Origin of the sequence: Flavobacterium sp. DSP2-3-1, from assembly GCF_049896865.1 — a bacterium.
In the GTDB taxonomy this organism is placed as follows: domain Bacteria; phylum Bacteroidota; class Bacteroidia; order Flavobacteriales; family Flavobacteriaceae; genus Flavobacterium.
In genome coordinates this window covers 1-14,761 of record NZ_JAFCVD010000008.1, presented here as the reverse complement: position 1 = coordinate 14,761, position 14,761 = coordinate 1, and the positions used below count along the sequence as shown (strand labels likewise).

Sequence of the window (14,761 nt, the reverse complement as noted above, 5' to 3'; positions counted from 1 at the left end):
CGAAAACGTTTTCTTTTACTTATTTTTACGATTCTAAAATAGAAACAAATGAGTATTGGTTATAAAGTTAATGTAAACGACACTTTTCATTTTGATTTGGAAAAGGAAAGTGTTTCACAACTAGATGCAGTAAGTGTAGAGAAGAATAAATTCCACGTATTACTTGAAAACACTCCTTATCACGCGGAAATCATCACTTCTGATTTTCTTCAAAAAAACTACACCGTCAAGGTAAACAACAACACGTACACCATTGCTATTTCAAATCCTTTGGATATTTTGATTAAGGAAATGGGATTTGAAACCGGACTTACCAAACAAGTCAATTTCATCAAAGCACCTATGCCCGGATTGATTTTAGAAATCAGTGTTGTGGTAGGACAAACTGTAAAAGAGAATGATAACCTTATTATTTTGGGTGCCATGAAAATGGAAAATAGTTTTCTCTCTCCACGTGATGGCGTTATCAAAACCATATCGGTACTGATGGGAGATGCCGTGGATAAAGGACAGTTGTTAATTGAATTTGAATAAAACACCACTCATTCACTAATTAAAAATTGAATATTGAATTCTGCAATACAATTGATTGTAAGAGAATTAAAATTAGCGAATCTGCGGTTAAAAAATATAAAATGAAAAAAATATTAGTTGCCAATAGAGGGGAAATCGCCATCAGGGTGATGAAAACCGCACAAAAGATGGGCATAAAAACCGTAGCAGTATATTCAACGGCCGATAGAAATGCACCGCACGTAAAATTTGCGGATAAGGCCGTTTGGATTGGAGAAGCCCCTTCGAGTCAATCCTATTTATTAGGAAGTAAAATTATAGAGGTTGCGAAATCTTTAAACGTGGACGCCATTCATCCGGGTTACGGATTTTTGAGTGAAAATGCTGATTTTGCCGAAGAAGCGGAGAAAAATAACATCATTTTTATTGGTCCAAAATCGAAAGCAATAAAAATAATGGGAAGTAAATTAGCGGCTAAGGATGCCGTTAAGCAATACAATATTCCAATGGTTCCCGGTTTTGACCAAGCCATTACGGATGTCGAAAAAGCAAAAGTCGTTGCCAAGGAAATTGGTTTTCCAATTTTAATTAAAGCATCGGCCGGAGGAGGTGGAAAAGGAATGCGAGTAGTTGAAAGTGAAGCTGATTTCGAATCTCAGATGGATCGCGCCATAAGTGAAGCGATTGCTGCCTTTGGAGACGGTTCGGTTTTTATCGAAAAATATGTGGGCTCGCCAAGACATATCGAAATTCAGGTGATGGCAGACAGTCATGGAAATGTTTTGTATTTATTCGAAAGAGAATGCAGCATCCAGCGTCGTCATCAAAAAGTAATTGAAGAAGCGCCTTCTTCGGTTTTAACACCGGAATTGCGTAAAAAAATGGGTGAAGCAGCTGTTTTGGTGGCCAAATCCTGTGATTATTTAGGAGCGGGAACCGTCGAATTTTTATTGGATGAAAATAACAATTTCTACTTCTTGGAGATGAACACGCGTTTGCAAGTGGAACATCCCGTTACAGAATGGATTACCGGAACCGACTTGGTAGAACTGCAAATCAGAGTTGCCAGAGGAGAAGCATTGGCAATCAAACAAGAAGATTTGAAAATAAAAGGGCACGCGATGGAGTTACGTGTGTATGCCGAAGATCCTATGAATGATTTCTTGCCAAGTGTCGGTCATTTGGATGTGTATCAATTGCCCGTTGGTGAGGGAATTCGTGTGGATAATGGTTTTGAACAAGGAATGGATATTCCTATTTATTACGATCCAATGTTAGCCAAATTGATTACATACGGCGAAACTCGCGAAGAAGCGATTCAAGTTATGTTAAAAGCCATTGAAGCGTATAAAGTTGAAGGTGTACAAACAACCTTACCTTTTGGGAAATTTGTTTTTGAACATGAGGCGTTTCGTTCCGGGAAATTTGACACGCATTTCGTAAAAAACTATTACAATGCGGATGTGTTGAAAAAACAGATGGCGCAAGAGGCTGAAATCGCTGCTTTGGTAGCTTTGAAACAATATTTTGAAGATCAAAAAATCGTACGCTTACCTATTTAAAATATTTATTCACGATGAAGAGATTTAATTTTAATTAGAAAAAGCAGCACTTAGTTTTCTTAATAACTTAATGGTTTGAAGGAAAATTAGATAAAAATTAGCGGATCAGCGGTTAAAAAAGAACAAATATGAAAGACAAAATAAATATATTAAACGATAAAATTGCTGAAGCTCATTTGGGTGGAGGTAAAAACAGAATTGCAAAACAACATTCCAATAAAAAACTTACCGCAAGAGAACGTGTAAATTATTTGATGGATGAGGGTTCTTTTGAAGAAATTGGTATGTTGGTTACACACCGAACATCTGATTTTGGAATGGAAAAAGAACTGTATTACGGGGATGGTGTCATTACGGGATATGGAACCATAAACGGACGATTAGTCTATATTTTCGCACAGGATTTCACGGTTTTTGGTGGCTCGTTATCCGAAACCCATGCCGAAAAAATCTGTAAAGTCATGGATATGGCAGTCAAAATGGGAGCGCCCATGATTGGACTTAATGATTCTGGTGGCGCTCGTATTCAGGAGGGTGTTCGATCTCTGGGTGGTTACGCCGATATTTTTTATCGAAACGTACAAGTTTCAGGAGTGATTCCGCAAATCTCTGCTATTATGGGACCCTGCGCGGGTGGAGCTGTATATTCTCCAGCAATGACTGATTTTACGATGATGGTTGAAGATACCAGTTATATGTTTGTAACAGGGCCGAATGTTGTGAAAACCGTAACGAATGAAACCGTGACTTCGGAGGAATTGGGTGGTGCGAGCACACATTCTAGTAAATCGGGTGTGGCGCATTGCACGTCGGCTAATGATGTGGAATGTCTGGAGGATTTAAAACGCTTGTTGAGCTATTTGCCGCAAAGCAATAAAGAAAAAGCACACAATTTACCTTACGACCTGAACGATGAGGTTCGTACTACATTAGCGAATATTATTCCCGATAATCCAAACAAACCGTATGACATGCACATGGTGATTGGGGGAATTATTGATGAAGATTCTTTTTTTGAAATTCATAAAAATTATGCCGAAAATATTCTGGTTGGTTTTGCCCGATTGGCAGGAAAAAGCATTGGAATTATAGCAAACCAACCGATGGTTTTAGCAGGCTGTCTTGATGTGAACAGTTCGAAAAAGGCGGCTCGATTTACCCGTTTTTGCGATTGTTTTAATATACCGTTATTGGTTTTGGTGGATGTACCGGGCTTTTTGCCTGGAACCGATCAAGAATGGAGCGGGATTATTGTTCACGGTGCAAAATTGTTGTACGCTTTAAGTGAAGCGACCGTGCCGAGAGTTACCGTGATTACTCGTAAAGCTTACGGTGGTGCGTATGACGTGATGAACTCGAAACACATAGGCGCCGACATGAATTTTGCTTGGCCAACAGCTGAAATTGCCGTAATGGGAGCTAAAGGGGCATCTGAAATTATCTTCAAGAAAGAAATAAATGAAGCCGAAGATCATGAAGCAAAACTGTTAGAAAAAGAAGCGGAATACGCTGATTTGTTTGCGAATCCGTACACTGCAGCGCAACGTGGTTTTGTAGATGAGGTAATTTTACCCGAAGACACCAGACGCAAATTGATAAAGACCTTTAGCATGCTCGAAAATAAAGTAAGCATTACTCCTAACCGAAAACACGGGAATATACCTTTGTAATTATTGAATAGAATTAAATAAAAATTAATTTTTGAACTGCCCCAAAAAGTTACATACTATTTGGGGTTTTTTATGAAAAAAAATTCGAAAATCCGAATGATGTTTTATGATGTAAGAATTATTCATTTCAGATTTCGTCATAATTATTATTTGGTTTCGGTGTCAGGGGGGACAATTTTTTGAAAAATAAGAAGATATAAATTGGAATTGAATCTATGAGATAAAATTTTAATTAGAGCACAAGTTGGATAAAGATTTGGATTTTAGCAACTTAAAAACAAATTGTGTTTATGATAAAGTACGTTAGTTTAAATTGTTGAGTTTTTTTTATGACAAAAAAAGCCTAACTTGCGCCAGCTAAAAAAGTGATATATCTTACAAAACTACAGGTAAGATGATTTGGTTATTTTTTTATTTTCTTACGTCATATGAAGAGATTATTGAACCTAAATACGTATTTTAAATTATTGTTGTTGATTGCATCAGCAACTGTGTTCTTTTTTATTCTATACACTTCATTGTACCTTTATACCGTTCAGGAAGAGAATCGTTTTTATAAAGTGACCTACGACCAATATAATAATGAGGTAAAATCATTATTCAGGCTGAACTCTAAAACGCATACTGCAACAATTATTGATGTTACATTTTGGGATGAATTAGTCAATTTTACCAAAAAAAAGGATGAAAAATGGTACAATAAGTATGTAGTAAGCGAATTTGAATCGTACGAAGTGGATTATATTGGAATTTATGGTTTAAATCAAAAAATAATAAATAAGACAACATCTGCTAAGCTTAAAAGCTTTGATTTTATTCCAAAAGCGATGATGACTTCACTTTACAAATCTAAATTGAAAAGGTTTTATATAAAAATTCCTGAGGGAATTGTTGAGGTTTTTGCTGCAACAATTCATCCTTCAAATGACCCAAAAAAGAATAAAACAAAACCTTCGGGCTATTTTTTTATCGCGAGGCTTTTAGACAGATCCTTTTTTACTTCACTTGGGAATATTAGCAGTTCTAAAGTTAATTTAGTTGCAGTGGATCACGTCGTTAATGCTGAGGATGATTTTGTCACTGTTGCATTGGATTTAAAAGATTGGAAAAACAATGTGGTCAGCAAATTACTTTTTAAAAGGCCTTTTAATTTAAATTATAGCAAAACGAAAGAAATTCTTTTTATCGTTGTTGTAGCCTCTTTGTTTAATATTTTAATTTTTACTTTTTACACTAAAAAATGGGTTTATAATCCATTAAAATTGATTAAGAATATTCTGGAAACCGGAAATGTCACTTCTATATATAGTTTAAAAAAATCCAAAGGAGAGTTTGGTTACATAGGAAATCTCTTTGAAGAGAATAGTAATCAAAGGAAGCAATTAGAAATTTCCAAACAAAAAGCAGAGGAAAGCGATACGCTAAAATCTTCCTTTTTAGCTAATTTATCACATGAGATTAGAACGCCTATGAATGCCATTATGGGATTCAGTGATTTGCTTACGGATGCTAATCTGACGGAAAAAGAGAAATTCGAATATTTGAAAATTATCAAAAACAGCGGAAATAATTTAGTGTCAATTATTGAGGATTTAATTGAAATGTCCAGAATTGATGCAAAGCAAATTACACCGAATTATAAAGGGTTGAATATAGAAAAATGCATTGCCGAATTGTATAAATCTATCAAAATTACCATTCCTAAAGAAAAAGATATTGAGTTTTATGTAGTAGAAAGTAGCGATAAGATTCAGAAAAATATTGTTACCGATGAGACAAAACTGAAACAGGTAATTGGAAATTTAATAACGAACGCTGTAAAATTTACAGAAAAAGGCTTTGTTTCTTTTGGATATTTTATAAATAAGGAAAACGATGTTTTAGAGTTTACGATTCAAGATTCTGGTTTAGGAATTAGTAAGGATCATATAAAAGTTATCTTTGACAGATTCAGAAGAATCGAAGACAATGCAACTACCGAAATAACAGGATTGGGACTTGGTTTGTCTATCACGAAGGCGTATGTGGAAATGCTGGGCGGAAAAATAAGTGTAGAATCAACTATGGGAATTGGATCTGTTTTTACATTTACAATACCGTTAAAGTATGATGAAACTGTTGTGGAAAGTATCCCAAAAATAAAGATATCTTTTTCTGGAAATTATGAGAATGAGATTATTTTGATCGCGGAAGATGACAATATTAATTTCTTGCTGCTAAAGAAAATTATAGAATCAAAAAAGCACACCGTTTTACGCGCTAATAATGGTCAGGAAGCAGTAGATATTTGTGCTGAAAACCCCCATATAAGTTTAGTTTTCATGGATATAAAAATGCCAGTCTTAAACGGTTTCGATGCGTTTGAACAAATCAAAATATTAAAACCGGAACTTCCTGTTATTGCCCAAACGGCGTATTCATCCTTTGAAGACAAAGAGCGAATCATGCAATTCGGTTTTATGGACTATATTACAAAACCATTGGACAAAGAAAAAATATTCGAATTATTGGATACTATTTTTGTGGAAATTAATTCTTAAAATTTAATAATAAACAGCACTTAAGATTTCTATTTGATTACTTTTATTATTCTATTTGTCTTTGTTTTTGAATTAATCGGATTGCCTGCTTCTTAAATGATTTTCATTTTTTTTAAAACATACAGACAAAGAATTTAAAATATAATAAACATGATATTTAAATCGATAAATCCATTTTCACAAGAAGTGATTGCGGAATATGAAGTATTGACGAATGCACAACTCAATCAAAAACTAAATATTTCTGAAACCGCTTTCCAGAAATGGAAAACTACTTCTTTTCAGGAAAGAGCAGACAAGATGCAAAAATTGGCTCAGATTCTCCGCGTAAATAAGGAGAAATTAGGAATGCTAATTACAAATGAAATGGGTAAGATTTTATCTGAAAGTATTGCCGAAGTAGAAAAATCAGCGGAAAATTGTGACTTTTATTCAGAACACGCGGAGCAAATGCTAAAAGAGGAAACTTACGATACCCCTTTCAAATCCATGTCGGTTTATGATCCATTGGGCGCCGTGTTTGCCATTATGCCTTGGAATTACCCGTTTTGGCAAGTATTACGTTATGCTGCTCCGGCAATTATGGCGGGGAATGTTACACTTTTAAAGCATGCTCCAAATGTTACAGGCTGCGCTAAAGCTATTGAAAACGCATTCTTAGAAGCTGGTTTTCCCCAAGGTGTATTTCAACAAATTGTGATTGACATTCCTCAAGTCGAGCTTGTAATTGCTGCTGATATTGTTTGCGGCGTTACATTAACTGGAAGTGAAATGGCAGGCTCTTCCGTGGCTTCGTTGGCTGGAAAGCACATCAAAAAGTCGGTAATGGAATTGGGTGGTTCTGATGCTTTTATCGTTTTGAATGATGCTAATCTCGAAAAAGCGGTAACAATTGCAACACAATCCAGAATGCTCAACGCTGGTCAGGCTTGTATCTGTGCCAAGCGATTTATAGTTACCGAAAAAGTAGCGGATGAATTCGCCGCACTGTTTGCACAAAAAATACAATTAATTCAGCAGGGAAATCCATTGCAGCAAGGAATACAAATGGGACCTCTGGCCCGCTTGGATATAGCCGATAAATTAGCGGATCAATTGGAAAAATCATTACATCAAGGTGCTAAATTAATAGTGGGCGGGGAGCGGGATAATTGCAATTTTCAGCCTACGCTAATTGATTTTGTGGATTCAAATAATTTAGCGTTTCAGGAAGAAACTTTTGGGCCATTGGCAACGATTGTTAGAGCTAAAGATGAGAATGATGCCATAGCGATTGCTAATAACCACAGATATGGTTTGGCTGCTTCAGTATGGACTGAAGATCGAGAGAAAGGTTTACAGTTGGCCAGAAAAATAGAGGCAGGCAATGTTTTTGTAAATTCTCTTGTTCGCTCTGATTCCAGAATTCCTTTTGGAGGAATAAAAAAATCCGGTTATGGAAGAGAATTGGGAACTGTAGGAATAAAAGAATTCATGAACATGAAATCAGTGATTATCCAATAGCGGTTACTATTAGGTAAAACAGTAGTGTGCTAAATATATGAAAATCGAGATTAGAACTTGCAGACGCAAATCTACTCTCGATTTTTTTGTGTTAAAAACTTACAGCATTCGCTGTATCATCAATACGTGTACATTACCGCTTTCAAATTTTTTGGTTTATCGGAAACAATTACAATAAATGGAGATCCTTTGAGCGCTGCATTTTGTTTCAATCTTTTTTTTGCTGCATCCAAAAAAGATTGATTGGTTTCTCCTTTTGTTTTTCCTAAAAAACTAGTGACAATGCCTGATTCTTTTAAGCCTTCGGTTTGAGACGGTTTCAATACGATTATTTTCGTGTAGTCAGCTTTTCCTGAAAGCGCTATTTTTTCGGATATGGTTTTCGTCTCTGTTTTTGATTTTTCGTGCAATTTAGAAATTGCATATTGACTAATGCTCTTTTCTTCTTGACTTTGTGCGGTGGTGTAGTACAATAAATTATTTGCTATTTTAATGAAATTCACCTCCATTTTTTTTCCGTTATGTGTGGTGATTTCATGTGTTTGTGCTACTAATGACATTGTTATTAATAGCGTGAGTATTGTGTAAATATTTCTCATTTTTTTGGGATGTAGGTAGATTTATTGAAGCTTTTTTGGAACCTAATTTTATTTTTTTAGCGAAACTAAAATGAATATCCGTTTTTTGGTGGAGGTGTCACATTTTTTAAAGTATATTCTTTTGCTTTAAACAAGTAGGAAGAATAGATGTTCTTTTTTTTGAATGGGCTGTAATCTAAGCTATTGAAATTTTCAATTATTACCATAAAAAAAGTTTTAGTTTTGTTTTCCAAATTATTTTTTTCTGTGTTCTTTTCGGATTGCTCGTAAAAATCATATTTTTTTTCATTGGATTAAGTAGCAAATTGATCACTTTACCAAACAAAGGAGAAACTGACAAATAACAGCACTACAAAGATTTTGCTCAGCAGTCTAATCATGTTCTAAATATAATAAAAAAGGAATTTACTAAGAATTAAAATTTTTATAAAAAAGCAAAACTATTGGTACTTTTATTTGGACTGTCATGAGTCGCACTTAAATTGGTGATTAAGAACTTTTTTTTAAAAAAAAATGAATTGACTATGCTCATTTTTTATGTTTTAAAGAAAAGTATAATTATCGTTTATTTTTATTAAAAACTATTTTTCATGGGGTATGATGATTTAAAAATATGTATTTTGGGTTATTTTCTTATTTAAAATCCATTTTATTGTTTTTTACTATATAAAAAAGGGGTATAAGTTTAAAAAGTAATTGTTTAATCTTTAAAATTGTTTCGTTTAAATATGGAATGCCCAGTTATTTTTGTTCATTTTTCATTATTGATAATTCTTCTTTAATCAACGTAAAAAAGTTATAAATAGTAATTTTAGTGAAATAAAAGTTAATAAATTCGTTTCAGGTACAGGAAAATAGAACATCAAAAAGAGCATGAAAAACATGTTTTTTGATAACAACTAAAGTCCTCTTCTTGAAAAAATTATTAACCAAAACCAAAAAATCACCAAACTAGAGTACTAATTAAAACCAAGTAAAGATGAAAAACCAATTCGCTTCGATTGCAGTACTGTTAACAACAACAGTTACATTTGCACAACAAACAACGCCTGTACCTGCAACTACTTTTGCGGGTTCTGCAGATGCTTATTACAAATATGATTTTTCCGGAATAGATAATAGTTTAACCAGTTTTACAAATTCGCACAACTCATTTGAATTGGGAATGGCAAGTCTCGAGGCTTCTCATAAAATGGGGAAAGCAGATGTTTTTGTTGACTTGGGTTTCGGAAAGAGAGCGTCGCAATTTACCTATAATGATGATTCGGCTACATTTATGATTAAACAATTATTTTTTACATATGAGTTTTCAGATAAGTTCAAAGTAACTGCGGGAAGTTTTGGAACTCACGTCGGATATGAACTATTGGATGCAGTAGATAATAAAAACTATAGTATGTCTTATGCGTTTACGTACGGTCCGTTTTTTAATACAGGTGTAAAAGCACAGTATATTTCCGGAAAGTTTAGTTTTATGGCAGGAGTGTCAAACCCAACAGATTTCAAGACTACTATTGAAGCCGGTTCTTCTCAAAAAACATTTGTTGGACAAGTTGCATTTTTAGGGGATACTGGAAGCGCTTATTTTAATGTAACTTCAGGAAGCAGTAACCCATCTTCTGATGAAAATAAAACTCAGTTTGACTTTGTTGGTACAAAAAAAATTAGTGATGCTTTTTCATTAGGTTTCAACGGAACATATGCAATGACTATCAATGATTTTGATAGTAGGTTGGATGGAGAATGGTTTTCTTTCGTTGGATATGCGAATTTAGCTTTAAATGAAACATTAAGTGTTGCTTACAGATTAGAATATTTTGATGCTAAAGAAGCGACTGCATCACTTGGTTTGTTGGCAGGAAAAAGTTTGGTAGGGAATACATTATCGTTGAATTATAAGGTGGGAAATTTATCAATTATTCCGGAGTTTCGTTTAGATACAGCATCTGAAGATATATTTTCAAATAGTGATGCAGCGCCAAAAGGAGTTACGGCTTACGCCTTGCTCGCAACAACTTATTCGTTTTAATAACGTGGTTTTTTTTGCTGCCGAGATGCTGATACGTATATTAGACTACCCCAAAAAGTTAGATATGTTTAGAGTATTTTTATGTAGAGAAAATTCACTATGATTATGCGTTTGAGCTTGAATGAGTAAAATTAGTATTTGAAAATATTATACTTAGCCGCAGTCAATTATAAAAACAACTCCATTCATTTTTCTTTAGTTGTTTTTTACACAATTTATTAAAATGCTTTATAACGGCAGTTCGTATAAGTACCATCGTTGTCCCTTGTTTGAGTTAATCAGCAAGTAAATATATGTGACTTAAACTACAATTAAATTTTTTTCTGAGAAAAGGAAGTTAATGATTTCTGAAATAAAACAACTCGTAAAAAGCATTTAAAATAGCTTTTACGATCCAAAAATGCAAAGCCAATACTTTTAGATATGGTTTTGATAGATTGGGATCAATTTTAGACAAAATTGAAAGTAAAGCCAAAATCAGAAAGTTTTAAACTATTTACACAAAGGTCAATGATCCTGATTTTGTTGTCTTTCGACATGGCACCATCTATCGATGATGCAAAAAGCGGGAGTTGGTTTCTGTTGGTTCCGTTAATGAATTTCATACTTAAATGTACAAAAAATCAACGAGTTGCGCAAGTTATTTGAGTGATTTTTAATACAAAAAACGCAAGCAATCAAAAAGAAGGTTATTAGACAGTTTGACGTCAGTTCGTCTAAAAACCTCTAAACGAACAGTATTTTGTTAATCAGTAAGTAAATATATGTGATTTAAACTACAATTAAAATTCTTTCTGGGAAAAGTCGGTTTAGGATTATCAAAATAAAACAGTCCGTAAAAAGCTTTAAAAATTGCTCTTAGAGTCCCAAAATATAAAGCCAATACTTTTAAATATTGTTTTAATAGACTGTGGTCAATCAGGTTAAAAATTCGGCGCAGATTGTAGGCACAGAAAATTAATCCTACATCGGCTGAGGCGCGTTTGATGGTTTTTTTGGTCATGATATAATAAAAATCCCATTGGCGTTTTATAACACCGTAGGGATGTTCCACTATGGCTTGGCGTCTGCGGTAGGTTTCATAATTGTTTTCGATTCGTACTTTATTTTGATAAATCAAATCTGCGTATTGGGAGCGTTCAATAAGTCTGCCTTTGGCATTTTTAGTGCATTTTGTAAAGAGTTTGCAATTCAAACAAGCATTGGTTTTGTAATGCTTCATTTTGGTGATTGATTTGCCGTTCTTTTTGGCGTACCAATTTCCGTTGGTGGTCAGGGTTTCCTGGGCAGGGCAGGTATAAGAATCGGCAGTTTTGTTGTATTTAAAATATTCTACATCAAAAGCGGTATCAGATGCGTGTGCAGATACGCCAGGAATAGCCACTAAAACATCGACACCAAGACGGTTAGCGTAGTCAAATTCGCTGCCGGTGTGATAGCCTTTGTCATAAATGGCGGTAAAATTGTTGTGTCCCAAAATGTTTTTGGCTCGGCGTAACATTCCTCCCATGGCTTTGGAATCATTTTCATTAGTCACCTTAAAATCAATTGGAATGTTATGCAGCGCATCCACTGTAGTTTGTACCGTATAGGCCACTTCCGAGATGTTATTTCGAGTCATGATTTGGCGACTGTCGGGATCCGATGTCGAAATTTGGGTAACCCCTGTAGTATCAATTGTGTTTTGATACCCGATGTATTTTTGTTTCTGAATGGTATGCTTTTTAATCTTTTTTTCGATAATTTGTTTTTCTAAAACATCCCCATCTTCTTTAGCTAAAGCCGCGTTATATTCTTGCAGTCTAGCATCGATATAAGCAATGTGACGTTCTATTTTATTAGAATTAAAATTGTTTTTCTTTGAGTTTTGCGCTCTGAGTTTGGTACTGTCACCAGCAACAAGGCTTCCGCCAATGAGTTCAAAATGGGAGGCTAGTTTTACCGTTGCCCGAAAAACGCGAGCAATGGCTTTGGGATTGTTTTTACGGAAATTAGCAATGGTATTGTGATCAGGAACGAGTCCTTTCAGAAGCCACATGAGCTCAATGTTGCGATTGCATTCTTTTTCCAAAGTTCTGGAAGAACGCATGCGATTGAGGTAACCGTAAATAAAGAGTTTTAGTAAATCCGAAGGATGGTAAGCGGGTCTTCCGTTTTCGACAAAACCGAAAGCGAATCCAAAATCAGCAAGTTTAAGACTGTCTACAAAAAGGTCAATGAGCCTGATTTCATTGTCTTGCGCAATGGCATCATCAATCTATGAAGCAAAAAGCGGGAGTTGGTTTCTGTCAATTCCGTTGATGAATTTCATCCTTAAATATAATAAAAACCAACGAGTTATGCAAATTATTTGAACGATTTTTAATACAATTTATTTAACAGGGAGAAAGGAGGTTATTAGACAGTTTGACGTCCCGCTACTACAGCGGGTTTGGGACTAAATTAAGCCCTATCTTCGGATTTTCCAAATCAATCCAAATACAAAACCAACTTTCTATTAAGCCTAAAGCCCAAATCCGTTGTAGTTGCTGTTATCGGTTCGGCTTTCTATTTTCCGTCTTTTAGTTTATGTTTTTCAAATAATTGTTCCACTTTTCTTTTAATATCAGTCCAAACTTATTAATTGTTTCCTTTTGTTTTTCTGTACAGCTTTTACAGTTGGATTTCAGTTTTGTAATGTAATCGTCAATTATAGGTTTATTATTTTCATCCGTTCCGTCGATCATTAGTTCCAACATTACGATGCCAGCCCAAGTATTTAAATCACTTTCGGTAAAACACTCTACATTGTCAAAATATGAAGCGAAAATTTTTGTATCATTTTTTACGTATTCAAATCCACTATAACCCAGTCCTTCTGAATATGCCCCGTCAGCTATTTTATACGAATTTGTTATTGCTTTAAAATAAAATTCTCTTATTTGCTTATCTTTGCTTTTTAAGCTTATAAAGTATGATAGTGATTCTTCTGAATATTTCGCCGTGTTATTAATTAAGTCTTTTGCGAGTTTCGGAGTTTTTGGGTCGTTTAAAAATTTGTCAAAGTTACAATTAAAAATTTCTTTGTTTTCAGCAATGTGAAAACTATCAACTTTAACCAAACTGTTTTTTACAATTTTGTCGTTGACGGATTTTTTATCTGTTGAGTTGTTACAGGATAAAAGTCCGAAAGTCAATATGAATATTAATGTCCATTTCATTTTTGGTGTTGTTTTTTAAGCTGACCGATAACGTCAGTTCGTCTAAAAACCTTCAAACGAACAGTATTTTGTTAATCAATAAGTAAATATATATGATTTAAACTACAATTGAAACTCTTTCTGGGAAAAGTCGGTTTAGGATTATCAAAATAAAACAGGCCGTAAAAAGCTTTAAAAATTGCTCTTAGAGTCCCAAAATATAAAGCCAATACTTTTAAATATTGTTTTAATAGACTGTGGTCAATCAGGTTAAAAATTCGGCGCAGATTGTAGGCACAGAAAATCAATCCTACATCGGCTGAGGCGCGTTTGATGGTTTTTTTGGTCATGATATAATAAAAATCCCATTGTCTTTTAATGACTCTCCCGCAAAGAGCGGGACAGGCTAGGGATGTTCCACTATGGCTTGCCTTCTGCGGTAGGTTTCATAATTGTTTTCGATTCTTACTTTATTTTGATAAATTAAATCAGCGTATTGGGAGCGTTCAATGAGTCTGCCTTTGACATTTTTGGTACATTTTTTATAAAGTTGACAAGTCAAACACGCACTAGTTTTGTAATGCTTCATCTGGGTTATTGATTTGCCGTTCTTTTTGGCGTACCAATTTCCGTTGGTGGTCAGGGTTTCCTGGGCAGGGCAGGTATAAGAATCGGCAGTTATGTTGTATTTAAAATATTCTACATCAAAAGCGGTATCAGGTGCGTGTGCAGACACGCCAGGAATAGCCACTAAAACATCGACACCAAGACGGTTAGCGTAGTCAAATTCGCTGCCGGTGTGATAGCCTTTGTCATAAACGGCTATAAAATTAGCATGACCTAAAATGGTTTTGCTTCGGCGCAACATGCCGCCCATGGCTTTGGAATCGTTTTCATTGGTCACCTTGAAATCAATTGGAATGTTATGCAGCGCATCCACTGTAGTTTGTACCGTATAGGCCACTTCCGAGATGTTGTTTCGCGTCATTATTTGGCGACTATCAGGATCCGAAGTCGAAATTTGGGTAACCCCTGTAGTATCGATGGTGTTTTGATACCCAATGTATTTTTGTTTCTGAATGGTATGTTTTTTAATCTTTTTTGCAATAATTTGTTTTTCTAAAACATCCCCATCTTCTTTGGCTAAAGCCGCGTTATATTCTTGC

General features: G+C 34.7%; 11 protein-coding genes. 6 read left to right on the top strand and 5 right to left on the bottom strand.

What is annotated here, in order from left to right; translation table 11 throughout:
• The first annotated feature begins 48 nt into the window (after window positions 1–48).
• From ACP7AT_RS10315 to ACP7AT_RS10295, 5 genes are all read left to right on the top strand, one after another.
• Window positions 49–534 carry an acetyl-CoA carboxylase biotin carboxyl carrier protein subunit gene (locus tag ACP7AT_RS10315; protein ID WP_426064240.1) on the top strand — a complete coding sequence of 162 codons (486 nt, stop codon included), beginning with the start codon at window positions 49–51 and terminating at the stop codon, window positions 532–534.
• 101 nt (window positions 535–635) lie between these two features.
• A complete protein-coding gene (gene accC, locus ACP7AT_RS10310; protein WP_426064239.1) occupies window positions 636–2,075 on the top strand; it encodes an acetyl-CoA carboxylase biotin carboxylase subunit in 1,440 nt (479 codons plus the stop codon).
• A gap of 128 nt (window positions 2,076–2,203) precedes the next feature.
• Entirely contained in the window at window positions 2,204–3,745 is a 1,542-nt protein-coding gene (locus ACP7AT_RS10305; protein ID WP_426064238.1) for an acyl-CoA carboxylase subunit beta, read from the top strand.
• Window positions 3,746–4,173: 428 nt separating this feature from the next.
• A complete protein-coding gene (locus ACP7AT_RS10300) occupies window positions 4,174–6,285 on the top strand; it encodes an ATP-binding protein (RefSeq protein ID WP_426064237.1) in 2,112 nt (703 codons plus the stop codon).
• A gap of 150 nt (window positions 6,286–6,435) precedes the next feature.
• Window positions 6,436–7,788, top strand: a complete 1,353-nt coding sequence (locus ACP7AT_RS10295) for an NAD-dependent succinate-semialdehyde dehydrogenase (protein ID WP_426064236.1) — start codon at window positions 6,436–6,438, stop codon at window positions 7,786–7,788.
• 119 nt (window positions 7,789–7,907) lie between these two features.
• Here ACP7AT_RS10295 and ACP7AT_RS10290 read toward each other — a convergent pair whose 3' ends face one another.
• Window positions 7,908–8,387: a hypothetical protein gene (locus ACP7AT_RS10290; protein ID WP_426064235.1), complete on the bottom strand. Its 480-nt coding sequence runs from the start codon at window positions 8,385–8,387 to the stop codon at window positions 7,908–7,910.
• A gap of 979 nt (window positions 8,388–9,366) precedes the next feature.
• On the opposite strand from ACP7AT_RS10290, the gene ACP7AT_RS10285 reads away from it, so the two are divergent.
• Window positions 9,367–10,416 carry an outer membrane beta-barrel protein gene (locus tag ACP7AT_RS10285; RefSeq protein ID WP_426064234.1) on the top strand — a complete coding sequence of 350 codons (1,050 nt, stop codon included), beginning with the start codon at window positions 9,367–9,369 and terminating at the stop codon, window positions 10,414–10,416.
• Window positions 10,417–10,865: 449 nt separating this feature from the next.
• Here the strand turns inward: ACP7AT_RS10285 and ACP7AT_RS10280 are convergent, their stop codons facing one another.
• The 4 genes from ACP7AT_RS10280 to ACP7AT_RS10265 form a co-directional block, all read right to left on the bottom strand.
• Window positions 10,866–11,021 carry a hypothetical protein gene (locus ACP7AT_RS10280; protein WP_426064233.1) on the bottom strand — a complete coding sequence of 52 codons (156 nt, stop codon included), beginning with the start codon at window positions 11,019–11,021 and terminating at the stop codon, window positions 10,866–10,868.
• A 140-nt stretch (window positions 11,022–11,161) separates the two neighbouring features.
• Window positions 11,162–12,661, bottom strand: coding sequence for an IS1182 family transposase (locus ACP7AT_RS10275; RefSeq protein ID WP_426064402.1), 1,500 nt, complete (start codon window positions 12,659–12,661; stop codon window positions 11,162–11,164).
• A 316-nt stretch (window positions 12,662–12,977) separates the two neighbouring features.
• The gene (locus ACP7AT_RS10270) at window positions 12,978–13,616 is read right to left on the bottom strand and encodes a hypothetical protein (protein ID WP_426064232.1); all 639 of its coding nucleotides are present in this window, start codon (window positions 13,614–13,616) and stop codon (window positions 12,978–12,980) included.
• Between the two features lie 385 nt (window positions 13,617–14,001).
• Window positions 14,002–14,761 (bottom strand): transposase (locus ACP7AT_RS10265; protein WP_426064231.1); only part of this gene is annotated, 760 nt, incomplete at its 5' end.

Excerpts from the sequence above, each read along its gene's own strand:
- ACP7AT_RS10270 (WP_426064232.1), bottom strand. The coding sequence starts at position 13,616 with ATGAAATGGACATTAATATTCATATTGACTTTCGGACTTTTATCCTGT.
- ACP7AT_RS10295 (WP_426064236.1), top strand. The coding sequence starts at position 6,436 with ATGATATTTAAATCGATAAATCCATTTTCACAAGAAGTGATTGCGGAA.
- ACP7AT_RS10280 (WP_426064233.1), bottom strand. The coding sequence starts at position 11,021 with ATGAAATTCATTAACGGAACCAACAGAAACCAACTCCCGCTTTTTGCA.
- ACP7AT_RS10300 (WP_426064237.1), top strand. The coding sequence starts at position 4,174 with ATGAAGAGATTATTGAACCTAAATACGTATTTTAAATTATTGTTGTTG.
- accC (WP_426064239.1), top strand. The coding sequence starts at position 636 with ATGAAAAAAATATTAGTTGCCAATAGAGGGGAAATCGCCATCAGGGTG.
- ACP7AT_RS10285 (WP_426064234.1), top strand. The coding sequence starts at position 9,367 with ATGAAAAACCAATTCGCTTCGATTGCAGTACTGTTAACAACAACAGTT.
- ACP7AT_RS10305 (WP_426064238.1), top strand. The coding sequence starts at position 2,204 with ATGAAAGACAAAATAAATATATTAAACGATAAAATTGCTGAAGCTCAT.
- ACP7AT_RS10290 (WP_426064235.1), bottom strand. The coding sequence starts at position 8,387 with ATGAGAAATATTTACACAATACTCACGCTATTAATAACAATGTCATTA.
- ACP7AT_RS10315 (WP_426064240.1), top strand. The coding sequence starts at position 49 with ATGAGTATTGGTTATAAAGTTAATGTAAACGACACTTTTCATTTTGAT.